Annotated in this window: 13 protein-coding genes and 1 pseudogene; 6 read left to right on the top strand and 8 right to left on the bottom strand. The window is 42.4% G+C overall.

Annotated features, from left to right (window positions below; genetic code table 11):
• Positions 1–9: 9 nt before the first annotated feature.
• Both AB5217_RS18880 and AB5217_RS18885 read left to right on the top strand, forming a co-directional pair.
• Complete coding sequence (locus AB5217_RS18880; protein ID WP_004297356.1) at positions 10–918, top strand: vitamin B12 dependent-methionine synthase activation domain-containing protein; 909 nt, start codon at positions 10–12, stop codon at positions 916–918.
• 68 nt (positions 919–986) lie between these two features.
• Positions 987–1,499, top strand: coding sequence for an RNA polymerase sigma factor (locus AB5217_RS18885; protein ID WP_004297355.1), 513 nt, complete (start codon positions 987–989; stop codon positions 1,497–1,499).
• A gap of 72 nt (positions 1,500–1,571) precedes the next feature.
• Here the strand turns inward: AB5217_RS18885 and AB5217_RS18890 are convergent.
• The 3 genes and pseudogenes from AB5217_RS18890 to AB5217_RS18900 form a co-directional block, all read right to left on the bottom strand.
• Positions 1,572–1,616 (bottom strand): annotated as a pseudogene (locus tag AB5217_RS18890) (hypothetical protein); the annotation flags it as partial.
• Between the two features lie 509 nt (positions 1,617–2,125).
• Positions 2,126–4,993, bottom strand: a complete 2,868-nt coding sequence (locus AB5217_RS18895; protein ID WP_004325556.1) for an AAA family ATPase — start codon at positions 4,991–4,993, stop codon at positions 2,126–2,128.
• Positions 4,990–6,243, bottom strand: a complete 1,254-nt coding sequence (locus tag AB5217_RS18900) for an exonuclease SbcCD subunit D (RefSeq protein WP_032848579.1) — start codon at positions 6,241–6,243, stop codon at positions 4,990–4,992. The genes AB5217_RS18895 and AB5217_RS18900 overlap by 4 nt, the downstream gene beginning before the upstream one ends.
• A gap of 120 nt (positions 6,244–6,363) precedes the next feature.
• Between AB5217_RS18900 and AB5217_RS18905 the strand changes: the two genes are divergently transcribed.
• Positions 6,364–7,122 (top strand): lysophospholipid acyltransferase family protein, encoded by a 759-nt coding sequence (locus tag AB5217_RS18905; protein WP_004297350.1) that lies wholly within the window; start codon positions 6,364–6,366, stop codon positions 7,120–7,122.
• A gap of 98 nt (positions 7,123–7,220) precedes the next feature.
• On the opposite strand, the gene AB5217_RS18910 is transcribed toward AB5217_RS18905, so the two are convergent.
• The 3 genes from AB5217_RS18910 to AB5217_RS18920 form a co-directional block, all read right to left on the bottom strand.
• Entirely contained in the window at positions 7,221–7,697 is a 477-nt protein-coding gene (locus AB5217_RS18910) for a hypothetical protein (protein WP_004306016.1), read from the bottom strand.
• Positions 7,698–7,862: 165 nt separating this feature from the next.
• Positions 7,863–9,617: a hypothetical protein gene (locus AB5217_RS18915; protein ID WP_032848791.1), complete on the bottom strand. Its 1,755-nt coding sequence runs from the start codon at positions 9,615–9,617 to the stop codon at positions 7,863–7,865.
• A gap of 42 nt (positions 9,618–9,659) precedes the next feature.
• On the bottom strand, positions 9,660–10,394 hold the full coding sequence (locus AB5217_RS18920) for a DUF4369 domain-containing protein (protein ID WP_004306014.1): 735 nt from the start codon (positions 10,392–10,394) through the stop codon (positions 9,660–9,662).
• 157 nt (positions 10,395–10,551) lie between these two features.
• Here AB5217_RS18920 and AB5217_RS18925 point away from each other — a divergent pair, with 157 nt between their 5' ends.
• Genes AB5217_RS18925 through AB5217_RS18935 form a run of 3 tightly spaced genes read left to right on the top strand, consistent with a single transcriptional unit; the run spans position 10,552 to position 16,145 of the window.
• Positions 10,552–11,796: an anaerobic sulfatase-maturation protein gene (locus tag AB5217_RS18925; protein WP_004297342.1), complete on the top strand. Its 1,245-nt coding sequence runs from the start codon at positions 10,552–10,554 to the stop codon at positions 11,794–11,796.
• A gap of 32 nt (positions 11,797–11,828) precedes the next feature.
• Positions 11,829–13,988, top strand: a complete 2,160-nt coding sequence (locus AB5217_RS18930) for a S46 family peptidase (RefSeq protein ID WP_004306012.1) — start codon at positions 11,829–11,831, stop codon at positions 13,986–13,988.
• Positions 13,989–16,145: a S46 family peptidase gene (locus tag AB5217_RS18935; RefSeq protein ID WP_004325553.1), complete on the top strand. Its 2,157-nt coding sequence runs from the start codon at positions 13,989–13,991 to the stop codon at positions 16,143–16,145.
• An 86-nt stretch (positions 16,146–16,231) separates the two neighbouring features.
• On the opposite strand, the gene AB5217_RS18940 is transcribed toward AB5217_RS18935, so the two are convergent.
• Entirely contained in the window at positions 16,232–16,414 is a 183-nt protein-coding gene (locus AB5217_RS18940) for a type II toxin-antitoxin system HicB family antitoxin (protein ID WP_004297339.1), read from the bottom strand.
• The gene (locus AB5217_RS18945; protein WP_004297338.1) at positions 16,411–17,538 is read right to left on the bottom strand and encodes a glycosyltransferase family protein; all 1,128 of its coding nucleotides are present in this window, start codon (positions 17,536–17,538) and stop codon (positions 16,411–16,413) included. Before AB5217_RS18945 ends, AB5217_RS18940 begins: the two co-directional genes overlap by 4 nt.
• Positions 17,539–17,657 lie beyond the last annotated feature (119 nt).

Below are 17,657 nucleotides of genomic sequence, written 5' to 3' on the forward strand. Positions count from 1 at the left end.
AACAAGCCTATGAGTACCATTTTATCTTATAAAATACATACAGTCACTCCCTACATCAACTGGATTTACTTTTTCCACGCATGGGGGTTCCAGCCACGTTTTGCAGCCATCGCCAACATTCACGGATGTGATGCCTGCCGTGCTTCGTGGCTGACAACTTTCCCGGAAGAAGAACGTAATAAAGCTTCCGAAGCAATGCAGCTATTCAAAGAGGCCAACCGGATGCTCGATCTGCTTGACCGGGATTATGAAGTAAAGACCATCTTCAAGCTTTGCAAGGCAAACTCTGACGGGGATAACCTGATTATTGAGAAAGAAAAAGACCGGTTCATCACTTTTCCTTTACTGCGCCAGCAAACGCCGAAAAGAGACGGTAGTCCTTTTCTTTGTCTAAGTGACTTTATCCGCCCGATCTCTTCCGGCATCCCGGATACCATCGGTGCTTTTGCCTCTTCCATTGATGCGGACATGGAAGGATTGTACGAACAGGACCCTTATAAACACCTGCTTGTCCAAACCCTCTCCGACCGACTGGCAGAAGCAGCAACAGAAAAGATGCATGAATATGTGCGCAAAGAAGCGTGGGGATATGCCAAAGACGAGAATTTAGGCATAGCGGACTTACTGGTCGAAAAGTATCAAGGCATTCGCCCTGCTGTCGGTTACCCGTCTTTACCGGATCAATCCGTCAACTTCCTGTTGGATGAACTGTTGGACATGAAGCAGATAGGCATTTCGCTGACCGAAAACGGAGCTATGTACCCGCACGCTTCTGTTTGCGGACTTATGTTTTCACATCCGGCTTCCGAATACTTCTCCGTCGGAAAGATTGGAGAAGACCAATTGGAAGATTATGCCCGCCGTCGGGGAAAAAGTATCGAAGAAATGTGTAAGTTTCTGGCAGCTAATCTCCAATAGTCCTTATTCCCCTGTGATTTTTCTCCTTTTCTCACGACTAACTAACCAGAAAAGTAATCATAGATTCCATGAGAGAACAAACAGCAGAGGTTAGCGCCCCTATTGAACAAGAGTTTTTGTCGGTGATCCGCGAATATGAACGGGTGATCTACAAGGTATGCTATCTGTATGCCAATCCCAATGCTCCTCTCAATGATCTGTATCAGGATGTGGTATTGAACCTTTGGAAAGCCTATCCCAAATTCAGAAAAGAATGTAAGGTTTCCACCTGGATTTACCGTATTGCCCTCAACACCTGTATCAGCTTCTATCGTAAAGAAAAGAATGTGCCGGAAATAGTCAGCCTCACCAGAGATACCGACTGGGCCATAGAAGCACACGACCCGATCAACGAAATGTTGAAACAGCTTTATCAGATGATTAACCAACTGGGACAACTCGACAAATCAATTATCCTGCTTTATCTCGAAGACAAAAGTTACGAGGAAATAGCAGAAATCACCGGACTGACGGTTACCAATGTAGCGACCAAACTAAGTCGCATCAAAGACAAACTTAAAAGAATGAAAAAGGAGGAATAAGATATATGGAACTGGAAGAACTGAAAAAATCTTGGAATGCCCTGGATGAACACTTGAAAGACAAAGAGTTCATCAAAGAAGAAGAGCTTGAAAAGCTGATAAGGCATGCGGACAAAGGTATCCATGCCATTGCCAGACTGAACATCAAGCTTATTCTGATTTCTCTGCCGATACTGATCTTATTTTTAGCGGAGGTACTGTTACATAACAGATTGAACCCGATCTATATCATTATCATTTTCGCATGGATTCCTGCCCTTTGCTGGGATATCGTCACCACCCGTTTCCTCCAACGGACACAAATAGACGAGATGCCTTTGGTAGAAGTAATCAGCCGCGTGAACCGTATCCATCGATGGACCATCAGGGAACGATTGATTGCTATTGCCTTTCTCCTAGTCCTGGCTATACTTTCATTTATCTACTGGCAAGTGTGGCAATATGGAATGGGCATGATTGCTTTCTTCATCCTGTTATGGGGCGGAGGACTGGGATTGATCTTATGGATTTACCGCAAGAAGTTCTTAAATCGTATCCACGAAATCAAAAAGAATTTAAGCGAACTGAACGAATTAATGTAAAAGAATCCAACCTGAATAATTCATACTAAGTAGTAAGGAGTGTGCTTACCCCACCACGGTAAGCACACTTTTTCCATTCACTTTCTTATGTACCTGCACCTGAACAGAAATCCGTTCACTCATCTCCTGCACATGAGAGATTACTCCTATTTTCCGCCCCTGCATCTGTAATTGTTCCAATGCTTCCATCGCTGTACGCAAACTTTCCGCATCCAAAGAACCGAAACCTTCATCAATAAAAAGAGATTCAACTTTCAGATTATTACTTGACAAGGAAGACAAACCTAAAGCCAGTGCCAAAGAAATCAGGAACGATTCACCTCCTGAAAGAGAGTACACGGTCCGTATTTCATCACACATATCGCAATCTATTACCTGAAGTGCCAACGTATCGGGTACCTGTTGCAGCTTATAGCGTTTAGAGAGATAGGATAAATGTTGATTGGCATGAAGCAGCAACAAATTCAAAGTATAACTTTGAGCAATCACTTTAAATTTCGCTCCATCCGCACTGCCAATCAGTTTATTCAATTTTGCCCAACGTTCGGCAACAGTTTGTTTCTCTGCCAGTTCCTTCGCAATCTGTTCCACAGTCAGTTTATTCTTTGCTTGTTGTAGCAGGCAGGCTTCCATAGTAGAAAGGGCACGTTCTATATTCAGGTTTTCTTCCTGTTGCTTCTTTATTATTTCAGGAAGCAGTTCGGGAGACTCTATCTTTTTATACTGTTCTTGCAACTCTCCTATAGCCAGTGCAATTTGCTTCATCTCTCCTTGCAAACCGGAAAGCCGGTTGTGTACCGCCTCTACTTCTTTACGTGCTTTCTCCAAAGCGAGATTCAGTTCTTTCTCTCTTTTTGCTACGGCAGCTTCCGCTTCATCCGCGCTTTTTCCTTTCAATAGCTGAGAACGTTCCTGACGAAGCACATTCAGCGCTTTCTCTATCACTTCAAATCTCTTTAGTTCGGCCGAAGCAGCATTCTGTAAGATTACCAGCTGTTCTTTGGCAGACGATACTTTCTGCATAGCCAAACGACAGAGAGAAACATTCTCACGGAGGGCTTCACAATGTGCACGCATCTTTTTAATTTCTTCATCGCTGCGCTGCCATTCTGCATAAAGATTGCGATATTCCAAAATACGTATTGCCAGTTCCGCCAAACGACGTTGTATTTGCTCTTCGTTTCCGGCTTCAATCCCTGCTTTATATAATGCTGCCAACTGTTCCGCGATCTGTCCGTCCACCGTTTTTTGATGCGCCAAATCACGTTGCAGAGCAATGCTCCGGTTATTCATCTGCTGATAGTTGGTTGATGCTACATTATACTCCTGCTCTATACTCCGGAAAAGAGTATCTACCACCTCCTGTTCCTGATGATAAGGATGCGCTGTGCTACCGCAAACCGGACAAGCCTCCCCTTCCTGTAATTGCCGGCGCAATGCTTTCACGTCTTTTCCCACTGCCATACGTGCATTTTCGTAAAGACGTTGAGTAACTTTCAATGCGGTTTCTTGCTCCGTCAATTGTTTCAGACAATTGGCCACTTCTTTCTCCAGTCTTTCTATTTCCGTCTTTGCTTTCGTCTGCGTTTCCGTTAATTGCCGGATATTCTGCTGACGAGTCAACTCTTTTTGCAACTTCACCTGTTCTTCGGCCAATAACGGATATCCGAAAGAATTTAAGCGCAACAAACGTTCCTCATTCGTACTGGTAGCGGCAGCCAGTTTACTTTCTTCTTGCCGTAGAATCTCTTCCACCTGTTCAAGTTGCAGTGCTTCTTCTATCCCTACATGGCTTAATAAGCGGTTCAGAGAAGAATAAGACACCTGTAATTGTTCCGCAGCCACTCGCATTTTTTGTTCCTGCTCCGCCACCTGCCTGTTAGCCGCTTGTAAAATCTGCTGCGACTGTATATAGCTGCTTTGTTGAGACTGTATCTGTACATCCAATTGACGTGCTTTCTTCAAGTCTGGCTGTATGGCCTCCCATTGTGCCTTAAAATGCACCAATCCTTCCTCTTGGGAAGCCAATGCACCCTGCAATACTTTCTCCCTGGCCTGTTCCTCCTGTTCTTCCTGCTGCTTTTTCTTCCAAAGTTCTTCCTGTATTTTTAATGAACGAACCACATTCAGTTGTTCATTCTGTTCTGCCAGCAGTTTAATCCCTGCCGCGCGCTTTTCAATTGATAGTTCTTTCTCTTTTTGCAGAGCAAGCAGCTCTTCTTCCGGCATCAATTCGATCACATTCATTCGATTCTGAATCAAGGTCACCTCCTCTTGTGCCGCCTTATTCCGGGCATAGACCTCTTGAGAAATCCGGGAATACACGCCGGTTCCTGTCAACTTCTCCAGTAATTCTGCTTTTGCCGCCCCTTTTGATTTCAGAAATGTAGCAAAATCATTTTGTGCCAATAATACTGTACGGGTGAACTGTTCATACGTCAGGCCAACCAACTCCACCAACTGAATCAACAACTCTTTCTTGGTACCTTGAAATTCTTTCTCCGTATCCAGTTCTTTCACTTCCAGCGTTTGTGGCTGCAAAGAACCGTTTATCTTGTTTCTTGTCCGCCTCACCGACCAACGAGAACGGTAACGCCGTCCGTCAATACCTAAAAAATCGACTTCCGCATAACCGTCACTTGTCCCCCGACGCAGCAAATTTCTAACATCAGACTGATTAATCTGATTGTCTCCCACATCTGCCAGGTTCACATTTTCCACTGAAGTTGCAAAGCGGGGAGCCTTATCATACAATGCCAGGCATAAGGCATCTAATAAAGTAGACTTACCTGCACCGGTAGGTCCTGAAATGGCAAAGATACCTGCAGAATGTAATGGTTCTGCCATAAAATCCACTTCTACCGTTCCTTCTATCGAGGTCAGATTCTTCAATCGTATAGCTAGTATTTTCATTCTTCTTCCTCCTCTTCTTTACGGGTAGCAGCCAAATAGGCCTCTTCAAACAAACCTGTCAGTTCTACAGGCATTTCCACCTGATAAATCTTCTCAAAGGCAGACTGTGCAATCTGCAAGGGAGACATTTCCTGCAACCCCCTCTTCCAGTTTTCATTTTCTTTCGTCGTATTTCCAGTTTCAGTGCGATAGGTAGAAACAATACGCGCCAACCGATAGTTTTTATCTGCCAGTGCATCTTCAATCTCCTGCCGAAGCATGGGTTCCGGTTCCTCCAACAATACCTTTACTTCCAGATATGGGGCTACGGCTTCTGTCTCGGGTAGTTCCTTCAAGGCTTCCAAGACGGCTTCCGGTGAAACAGGTTCTCCGTTCGGGACACTCAACAAAGGTATTAATTTCGGGCATTCCAACCGTTCAATGTCCACCGCACAACCTCCGTCGAAAGTCACCATCACGACTCCATGATGATAATGTTTCTCGGCAAAAGACATCGGAATGGGACTTCCGGCATACCGCACATTCTCTCTTCCGGACACTCGCTGCGCTTTATGTATATGTCCCAATGCCGTATAAGCTATCTGTTCGGAAAAAGTTTCCGGAGATACGCACTCCAGCCCACCAATCACGGTACGCTCGCTATAATCCTTCTCTGCAATTTCCGATCCTGTAGCCTGCAAATGACCGATGGCAAGAATCGCCTGATTCTCCGTCCTTCGCTTCCATAGCCTTTGCAAAAGTTGTGCATAAAGTTCGCGAACTCCCTCCGCATACGGATTGCCTTCCGTTTGCACGGCCGGATAATCTCCCTGACGCAGAAAAGGAACTGCCATGCAAAGCAATTCCACTTCCCCTCTCCGGTTCTTCAGTTCCACAGTCAAATGGTCATAATCGATTTCTCCGCCTTCGAGCTTGCGAACTACCCCTCTGACTTCCGTCCGCATAGCTTGCAACAGAGGCAAAGGAGCCTCCAGGCGTGCTGCCGAATCATGGTTGCCGGCAACAATGACAATCTGCAAATACGGATTCTCTGCTGTCACCCGATAAATAAACTGATAATACATGCTTTGGGATGCTGCGGAAGGGTTGGAAACATCAAAAACATCTCCGGCTATAATCAATGCATCAATCTCTTTCTGACGAATTTCTTCTGCCAGCCAATTCAGGAATACTCCATGTTCTTCCGTGCGATCATAACCAAAAAAGGTTTGTCCCAGATGCCAGTCGGCAGTATGTAATATACGTATCATAATTTTGTAACTATCTCTAATAACAAGAGGCAAAAATAACACAATCAAAAAGATTATATCACATCTGCCTCTCTTTTTTACCAATAATCATGTATATTTGCAGGATAAAAATCCAACCCTATGAAGATACTGTATTATATTTATCAGATTTGCATCGCTTTGCCTATTTTATTAGTGTTGACCATCCTCACGGCAATCGTCACTATTGTAGGTTCTCTCTTGGGAGGAGCCCACATCTGGGGATATTATCCGGGGAAGATTTGGTCACAATTAATTTGTCTGTTTCTATTGATTCCCGTGAAGATTGAGGGACGTGAAAAGTTGCATGACAAGACTTCCTATATTTTCGTCCCTAACCATCAGGGTTCATTTGATATTTTCCTTATTTACGGCTTCATCGGAAGAAACTTTAAGTGGATGATGAAAAAAAGCCTGCGCAAACTGCCGTTTGTAGGAAAAGCCTGTGAAAGTGCAGGACATATCTTTGTAGACAGATCTGGTCCTAAAAAAGTATTGGAAACAATCCGGCAGGCAAAAGACTCATTGAAAGATGGGGTTTCTCTCGTAGTCTTTCCTGAAGGAGCGCGTACATTTACAGGACACATGGGATACTTTAAGAAAGGCGCTTTCCAGTTGGCTGATGATTTACAGTTGGCGGTTGTACCCGTCACCATTGACGGCTCATTCGAGATTCTGCCACGCACAGGCAAATGGATACACCGTCATCGCATGATTCTGACTATTCACGAGCCTATTCCTCCCAAAGGGAAAGGAATGGAAAATATCAAGGCAACCATGGCAGAGGCCTACGCTGCGGTTGAAAGCGCCCTGCCGGAACAATACAAGGGAATGGTGAAAAACGAAGATCAAGACCGATAGTCAGTACATAATCTTATATAAATATGGGGATGCTCACGCACCCCCATATTCCTAACCAGTTTTATGCATCAAACTATTAAATTAAGAAATTCAGATATTTAGATGTTTTGCAAGGTTATAGTTTGGTTTGACATCATTTGTAATTCTTGAAAAGTCAAATTAAAACTTTTATAAATTTCCTTTTCTAAATTCTCTAATGAGAAAGATTCATTTCTGACACCATTAATCTTCCCTCTAAACCGATTGTTATAATGCTTGCGGAATGTATCCGGAGTAACCAGACCTCCCAAGCCATAATCACCCACTACAATCACCGGCTTTCGGCGCAATACCCCTTCGTAAGCGGTAATCCCTGCACCAATAATCAAGTCGGCTTCTTCAATCAGTTTACCGATCTCACTCTCGGAGGATATATAATCCACCTGATACTCTGAATATTTACTTAATAGAATTCCTATCCGTAACCTGGTGCGAGAATTTGCTATTCCGACAACAATGCTGGCTTTTTGTTCTATTAACTGCAATTCGTCACCTCTCAAAGAAGAGGCGGCAGATAATTCATTAGGATTTTTCATATAGCTATTTGGTTTTTGTTGTGTCAAAAGTACAGCATGCATCCGAAAACACAAAAAAAGTCACCCGGACAAAATCAGTGCGCCTGATTTTTCGTAAACACTTACATTTCAATCAAATACAGATTAGCGTTCTATTAATGACCCGGACAATTCATTTTTTATTTATCAAAAATCCCTTAAAAACACATTCAAATCTTCTTGTGGAGAAATGCCTAATCGACCTTTCAGCCTTCCTTTTGCTTTGGTAACAGAATCGGAAGAGGTCTGAAAAATACGCGCCAGTTCTTCATTGGTCAGTCCAAATTTAAGAAAGCAACAGATCTCAAGATCATGTTTAGTTAATAAAGGAGTTTTGTCAAGCAACCGGGTAACGTAATTAGAATAGAGTAAATCAAACAGGCTAAACAATTTATAGCGTTCTCCATTAGACAATTTACCTCTTAATGTTCCCTCTTTGATAGCAAGCAGCAGACGAAAAGCGGATATGTACTGTTCAGAAGAGGGTCCGACAGTTAATTCTCCTCCCAGTTCTTTCAATAGTCCCGATAAGTTTTTGTTCTGCATACTTAGAAGTACAATCTTTCCATTCAACTCGCCCACCTTCATTCGATTTTCTTCCAGTATGCGGTTCTCTTCCAGTACTTGATCTTTCAACTCCTGGATTTCTTCCATCTCCTGCTGATATCGCTTTATCTCCTCTTCATTATCTCTAATCTGGGATTCGATTTCGGCAATCTTCTTCCTGTGATTTTTACTTTTGTAGTAGTAATAACACATATAGAAGGCCACAATCAGGAAAATAACCGTACCGCAAAATATAAAAACTGTACGGTCCACTTTCAGTTGTAGATTATCATTCCGGAGTTTCTCGTTCTCGTATTGCTTTTGCAGTTCTGTTATCAACTCCTGCGAATCGACTTCATCCAATACATTCACGATAGAGTCCGCTTTTTCATGGTAGATAATCGCTTCTTCAAAATTATCAATATCTTTTTCAAGAAAGTATAAATTGTTATATGCATCAATACGGGTATATTCTTTAGAAGAATTGATACTCATCTTAAAATATTTCCGGGCATTCTCTACATCGCCCATCTGTATATACAAATAGCCGAGAGACATACACTCCACGTATTTCCTTTCTTCATCCGTTTCTTTTTCATAAGCAGCAAGAAAATAGCGTTCTGACTTTTTCAGTTCTCCCATGGAACGGTACAGTATCCCCAACTCATGTAAAATGGAAACTTCAGACGGATATTGCTTTTCCCTGGCTAGTTCTAAAGCGTAAGTATAATAGAAATAGCAGCTATCCCATTTATTCTGAAACAAATAAGCCCGGCCTATATTTTGCCCGGCTCTGACAAGACTCAAAGAATCTTTCAACTCTTCATAGATCGTATATGACTCCCGAAAATTCTTCAACGACTCCTGATACAATTTCTTTTTCCGGTTAATCATCCCTATCTCATCAGTAGCCATTGCAAACATCTTACAACATTGAATATTCCCGAACATTTCTTTTGCCGAAGATAAAAACGTCAAAGCCTCTTCATCTTTGCCCAATTCACGCAGCACTCTTCCATAATAATACTGTGCTTTAGCACGCGTAACTGAGTCACCATGCTCTACAGTATAGTAATTCAGCGCCAGTGCAATCAATGAGTCAGAAGTAAACTTCACATAGTTCTGATCCATCGCCTGCGTCAATAAAAGTGCATAATCCGCCTGCAACTTTCCACGCAATTTTTCAATATGAGGTATTGACTTTAATAGATACAGAGCTGTATCCGGAAGAGATTCCATGCACATTTCAATCCTCTGGAATGCCGCATCGGGGGCCTCCGAATCTCTATGACAAGAAACCGATAAGACTAAAATAAAAAAGAAAGCGGCGTATACCGAAACAGTAGTCGTTTTCACTTTACTTGAGTTTTGTGCAAAAATACACAAAAAACTCAAGTATTACTTATTTGTTGAAGCATTTTGTTCCAATCGTTGATGTTCTTCTATCAACTTCATGTTTTCTCTTGCTTTAGACAGGAACTCTCTAACCAGTTTATTATCTTTAAAAGAATAAGGAGCATCCTTGATTATATCATCAATCTGCGGAGTCATAATGGGATAGGGCAAAGAGCTGCAGAGCATCATAAACACACTGGGTCCCAGCACATTTTCGTAATTATCGGAGATGAACGTTTTCACATACTGATTCATCGCTTTCATCAGTGAGTCTCCTTCCACCACCAACTGACCGTGAATCTCATCCAGATCGCCTCCATCCAGTACCATACGGGTTTCCTTCTGCTCCAGTTCACCAATGCTTTCTTCCAATTGGTTTCTTTTGCTGATAAACTCATACAGTGCATTATTTAAAGATGTTCCGACTGCCTTGAGGTCCGTGTTGCTAATGGTTACTGTTATCTTCCCACTTTCCAGCACAATCGGCATAATGCTTTCTTCATCCATATAAAGTGTCACCATCTGTACGGAATCTATTTTCCCTTTCATTGAGAACAGACCATGCACTACTTCAGCTGAATCCAGCTTCACCCACTCTCCATCACGAAGGGACTTAAGATACAACATCTTTCCATCCAGACTATTCACTGAAGAGGTTCCTTCAATCTTGTACTTACTGGTGCAGGAAGCCAAAAACGGAAGCAAAAGCAAAAAAGGCAAAATTTTATTCACGTTCATCTATTCATTAAATTCTGGGTACAAAGGTACAACTGATTCAGAATTCAAAGAAACATTTTATCAATATTTAAATCTTGTAAGACTCTTTTCTTTAATAATCCTTATAAACATAGGTGTAAGGCTATTTTTTTCATTTAGTTTATCTAATTTTGCAGTCATGAAAACATCAACATTTGCCCCTTTTGCCAAACCGCTTTATGTAATGGTAAAGCCTGTAGGTGCCGTATGTAATCTAGCATGCGATTATTGCTATTATTTGGAAAAGGCCAACCTATACAAAGACAATCTGAAACACGTAATGAGCGATGAACTTCTGGAAAAATTTATCGACGAGTACATTAACTCACAAACCATGCCGCAGGTGCTTTTCACCTGGCACGGAGGAGAAACGCTGATGCGACCGCTCTCCTTCTATAAAAAGGCGATGGAACTACAAAAAAAGTATGCCCGCGGACGAACGATCGACAACTGCATCCAAACCAACGGAACCATGCTCACCGACGAATGGTGCGAGTTCTTCCGTGAAAATAATTGGCTGGTAGGAGTCTCTATCGATGGTCCCCAGGAGTTTCATGACGAGTATCGCAAAAATAAAATGGGAAAACCCTCTTTTGTGAAAGTGATGCAAGGCATCAATCTTTTGAAAAAACATGGGGTGGAATGGAATGCGATGGCAGTTATTAATGACTTCAATGCCGACTATCCACTAGACTTTTATCGTTTCTTCAAAGAAATCGGTTGTCAGTATATCCAGTTCGCTCCTATCGTTGAACGTATTCTCTCACATGAGGACGGTCGTCACCTCGCTTCTCTTGCAGAAAATAAAGCCGGAACCCTTGCCGATTTTTCGATCACTCCGGAGCAATGGGGCAACTTCCTTTGTGCTCTTTTCGACGAATGGGTGAAAGAAGATGTAGGCAAGTACTATGTACAAATATTCGATTCGACTTTGGCGAACTGGATGGGCGAACAGCCTGGTATATGCACAATGGCAAAGACCTGCGGTCATGCCGGCGTGATGGAATTCAACGGAGATGTTTATTCATGCGACCATTTTGTATTTCCCGAATATAAATTAGGTAACATTTATAGTAAAACTCTGGTGGAAATGATGCATAGCGAGCGTCAGCACAATTTCGGGAACATGAAATATCAGTCTCTCCCTACTCAATGCAAGGAATGTGAGTTCCTGTTTGCCTGCAACGGAGAATGCCCGAAAAATCGTTTCAGCCAAACGGCAGAAGGCGAACCGGGATTGAATTACTTATGCAAAGGCTATTACCAGTTCTTTAAGCATGTAGCTCCTTATATGGACTTTATGAAAAACGAACTGATGAATCAACGTCCGCCTGCTAATATCATGGAAGCACTGAAGAACGGAGATTTGAAAATTGAATACTAACCAATCATATATTTTAATTTTATCATTAAATAATGAACAGACTAAGACTTTATCTATTAGCGCTGGCTGCGCTTTTTGTATGTTCCGTTAAAGCGGATGAGGGTATGTGGCTATTGCAACTGATGCAACAGCAACACTCCATAGACATGATGAAAAAACAAGGATTAAAACTGGAAGCACAGGACCTATATAATCCGAATGGAATTTCTCTTAAAGATGCCGTAGGTATATTCGGAGGCGGATGTACCGGAGAAATTATCTCACCCGAAGGTTTGATTCTGACCAATCACCATTGTGGCTACGCCTCCATCCAGCAACATAGTAGTGTTGAGCACGATTATCTGACTGATGGTTTCTGGGCTACTTCCAGAGACAAAGAACTCCCTACTCCGGGATTGCAATTCACATTTATCGAACGTATCGAAGATATTACGGATATTGTCAATGCCAAGATTGCGGCGAAAGAAATCACCGAATCCGAATCATTCAGCAATATATTCCTTCAAAAGCTGGCTCATGATCTTTATTTTAAAAGTGACCTGGCAGACAAAAAGGGAATTGTTCCGCAAGCTCTTCCGTTCTATGCCGGAAATAAATTCTATCTTTTCTATAAGAAAATATATCCGGATGTACGTATGGTAGCCGCTCCACCCTCTTCTATCGGTAAGTTTGGTGGTGAAACAGACAACTGGATGTGGCCGCGTCATACCGGCGACTTTTCCATGTTCCGTATTTATGCAGATGCAAATGGTGAACCGGCAGAATACAGCGAGAGCAACGTCCCACTGAAAACCAAGAAACATTTGTCTATCTCTATCAAAGGATTGAAAGAAGGAGATTATGCAATGATTATGGGATTCCCCGGAAGTACGAGCCGCTACCTGACTGTATCAGAAGTAAAAGAACGTATGGAATCGGAAAACGATCCACGTATCCGTATTCGTGGTGCACGTTTGGCTGTCCTGAAAGAGGTAATGAATGCCAGTGACAAAATCCGTATTCAGTATGCTAACAAATATGCAGGTTCCAGCAACTATTGGAAAAACTCCATCGGCATGAATAAGGCCATCATCGATAATGATGTATTGGGAACAAAAGCTGCACAAGAAGCCAAATTCGCAGAGTTTGCAAAAGCACAAAACAATGCTGAATATGCAGCGGTAGTGAAGAACATTGATGACCTGGTAGCTAAGACAACTCCTCTCAACTATCAGTACACCTGTTTGAGAGAGACTTTCTTCGGAGCTATCGAATTTGGCAATGTGATGTTGACTAAAACACGCGAAGCATTACTTGAGAAAAACGATTCTGTAATCGAAGCACGCATGAAAGCCTTGGAAAGCACTTACGAAAGCATCCATAACAAAGATTACGATCATGAAGTAGACCGCAAGGTAGCGAAAGCCTTGTTCCCCTTATATGCTGAAATGATTCCGGCAAACCAACGTCCTTCTATTTATAAGGTTATTGAGCAGAAATATAAAGGCGATTATAACAAATTCGTTGATGATATGTATGACAACTCTATTTTTGCCAACCGGGCAAACTTCGAGAAGTTTACAAAGAAGCCTTCAGTGAAAGCGATTGACAATGATCTGGCACTACAATACTGCCAGTCTAAATACGACTTGATGGATACACTGGCTTCCCAGCTCAAGGATATGGATCAGGAACTAGCTTTGCTGCACAAAACTTATATCCGTGGTCTGGGGGAAATGAAGTTGCCTGTACCTTCTTATCCGGATGCAAACTTTACCATTCGTCTGACCTATGGTAACGTGAAACCTTATGATCCGAAAGACGGTGTACACTACAACTACTATACGACCACCAAAGGTATTCTTGAAAAAGAAAATCCGGAAGACCGTGAATTCGTTGTACCTGCCAAACTGAAAGAACTCATCGAAAAGAAAGATTATGGCCGTTATGCTTTGCCAAATGGTGATATGCCTGTCTGCTTCCTGTCAACCAACGACATCACCGGTGGTAACTCCGGCAGCCCGGTACTGAATGAAAACGGAGAACTGATCGGTTGCGCTTTTGATGGCAACTGGGAATCATTAAGCGGTGACATCAACTTCGACAACAACCTGCAACGTTGTATTAACCTGGATATCCGTTATGTCCTGTTCATTTTGGAAAAGTTAGGAAACTGCGGACACCTAATCAATGAAATGACAATCGTAGAATAAATGAGAAAACAAATCCTATTTGTCCTATTTTCACTGGCAACTCTTAGCATCCACGCCGACGAAGGCATGTGGATGCTAACCGATCTGAAAGCACAGAACGCTGTTGCCATGCGCGAACTTGGCCTCGAAATTCCGATAGAGGAAGTATACAACGCAAATGGCCTTTCTCTAAAAGACGCTGTTGTACACTTCGGAGGAGGATGTACGGGAGAAGTTATCTCTTCCGAAGGACTGGTACTGACTAACCATCACTGTGGTTATGGAGCTATCCAGCAACATAGTAATGTAGAACATGACTATCTGACAGATGGTTTCTGGGCTATGAACCGTGATGCGGAACTCCCTACTCCGGGATTGACCGTCACTTTTATCGACCGGATTCTCGATGTGACGGATTACGTCAACGAACAACTGAAAAAAGATCCGGACCCGGATGGTGTTAATTATCTATCTCCAAGTTATCTTGGCAACGTAGCAGAACGTTTTGCCAAAGCCGAGAATATAGAAATAACTCCTGCAACAAAGTTGGAGCTCAAGGCTTTTTATGGAGGAAACAAATATTATCTGTTCATCAAAACAGTATACAGTGATATTCGTATGGTAGGGGCTCCTCCTTCTTCCATCGGTAAATTCGGAGCTGATACCGACAACTGGATGTGGCCTCGTCACACAGGCGACTTTTCTCTCTTCCGTATTTACGCGGACAAGAATGGAAAACCGGCAGAATATTCTAAAGACAACGTTCCTCTGCAAGTGAAAAAACATCTGAAGATCAGCCTCGCCGGAGTTCAGGAAGGAGATTTCACCTTTGTCATGGGATTCCCCGGACGTAACTGGCGGTATATGATTGCCGACGAAGTGGAAGAACGGATGCAAACGACCAATTTCATGCGCCAGCATGTACGCGGAGCCCGTCAGAAAGTACTTATGGAGCAAATGCTGAAAGATCCGGCAGTGCGTATTCATTATGCAAGCAAATATGCTTCTTCGGCCAATTATTGGAAAAATGCAATCGGCATGAATGAAGGACTGATACGCCTCAATGTACTGGATACCAAACGTGCACAGCAAGAAGAACTATTAGCCCGCGGCCGTGAGAAGGGAGATGATTCGTATCAGAAAGCCTTTGATGAGATTCGCTCTATTGTATCTCACCGACGCGATGCGCTATATCATCAGCAGGCTATCAATGAAGCATTGGTCACCGCCCTTGATTTTATGCGTATCCCTTCCACGACAGAATTGGTTACCGCTCTGAAATCGAAAGATAAAGAGCAGATAAAAGAAGCAAAACTAAAACTGAAGAAAGAAGGTGATAAGTATTTTGCTTCTGTCCCTTTCCCCGACGTGGAACGGATGGTAGCGAAAGAAATGCTGAAGACTTATGCCAACTACATTCCTGCAGAACAACGAATCAACATCTTCGAAATCATCAATTCTCGTTTCAAGGGAAGTATTGACGCCTTCGTTGATGCCTGTTTCGAACATTCCATTTTCGGCAATCCTAAAAACTTTGAGAAGTTTATCAAGAAACCAAGTTTGTATAAAATAGGATATGACTGGATGGTATTATTCAAATATTCTGTTACCGACGGAATTCTGAAAACAGCCATTGCCATGAAAGAAGCCAATCAGAACTATGACGCAGCTCATAAAGTATGGGTGAAAGGCATGATGGACATGAGACAGGAAAAAGGAACGCCGATTTATCCGGATGCGAACTCTACTTTACGATTGACATACGGCCAGGTACTTTCTTATGAACCGGCTGACGGTGTGGTATATGATGCTCATACCACCCTCAAAGGTGTGATGGAAAAAGAAGATCAGGGAAACTGGGAATTCGTAGTGCCTCAAAAGCTAAAAGAGTTATATAAATCCCAGGATTATGGACGTTATGGCAAAAACGGTGAAATGCCTGTCTGCTTTATCGTAAACACCGACAATACAGGAGGAAACTCCGGTAGTCCGGTATTTAACAGCAAAGGTCAGTTGGTTGGAACTGCTTTCGACCGCAACTTTGAAGGCTTAACAGGAGACATTGCTTTCCGTCCTTCATCGCAGCGAGCCGCTTGTGTTGACATCCGCTATACCTTGTTTATCATCGATAAATACGCAGGAGCCTCTCATATCATCGACGAACTTAGCATTGAGTAAGTTGAGAGTTGAGAATTAAAAATTGAGAAATATAATGCCAGATGGCATAACTTTTATTTCTCAATTTTTAATTCTCTATTTTCAATTTATATAAACTCTTCCACCATATACATCTCGTCAATCATCTCATTCATTATATTCTGTAAATTCTGAACTGCTTCTTCAGGAGATTCCCCATAAGCATTACATTGCATATTTACAGTCAACCAGGCATAGTAGCCACCATCTGATGCGCGTTCAAGCACATAATCCGTTCTGTTTAGTTTCATATTGGTAAATAATTAGTGAATGTTGGTATTGAAGTTATTTCTGAATGTGAAGCTGCCAGTTTCTCCAGTTCACGGATCATCCGACGTTCACAGCTACGAACCCAATAAACGAAATGACGGTTCGGAGTATATTCTCCTGCAAAACGAAGCAACGGCTGCAAATCAAAGGAATCACTGATTATTCCTGCCCCCGCTTTCATTGCATCATAGGCATTGCAGTCTTGTTCAATATGTGCCGGAACCATTAATACAGGTTTTCCAAGATACATTGCTTCGCAAATAGACTCGAAGCCTGCCGTACTGGCATAAGCCTTACAACCCGCCATAGCATTAAGAAACTTCACATCATCTATTTGATGGAAACTCAATGTTTCGTCAATCCGTGTCACCTCTTCAGCATCCGATCTATCCCAGAAAAAAGTTAAAGGAACTTCCGGATGTTTCGCATGAAAACTCTCCACGCTATCAGCAAACCCGGAATTAACCATATATCCATGAATATAATCACCCTTTTCCGGACGGATAGCGGTCACTTCCTGACGAATCAATGGAGGAACGGTCACTATTTGATTCATATCATCCTGTTCCATTTCCAGGAAAGACAAAGCCAGTTTCTTCGAAGATCTTAGAGCGGTCATCCGGGTAAAGAAACGCAGCATCCATAACTGGCACGAATTTTTATCCGGAAACTCGAAATCACGATGTAAAAACAGATACTGATGCCCAACACAAATATACGGAACGGAGGGACGGAAGAGTGCATAGGTAAGTCCGGTTAAAAGCTCGTAGAAGTTGATGACAACTTCCGCCCCTGTCTCCCTGATCCGCTGATTTATATAATACATGCTACGAAGATACTCCGGTAATCTTAATAAATTGTATGCAAAGCTTTTCGTCAGGTTCGCCCGTTTATTATCTGCCGTAGGCAGAAAGTTCGGACTAATGAATCGCTTCACCGGTGCATGAATACTCCGATTGAAAAATCCCGGCAAAGTACGTGTCGAGCTTTTCCCGACTAAGACTTCCACTACTTCATGCCCATTGCGCAATAACATTTCTTCGAGAGTGATTGCCTGTGTAAAATGCCCTCTCCCCTCACCTTGAACAATAAATAAAAATTTCATAGTTCCATTATTTTTAGATACGCAAAATTCCCTCTTTCACATTACAAGATGATGACTCTATGATTACTATTTCATGAACAAAATCAGCTTTTTCTCGTTATATAATAAAATAGAAATTA

Source organism: Bacteroides sp. MSSM.1001136sp1_RTP21357st2_D2_RTP21359_211015, from assembly GCF_040913205.1.
Lineage (GTDB): Bacteria > Bacteroidota > Bacteroidia > Bacteroidales > Bacteroidaceae > Bacteroides > Bacteroides ovatus.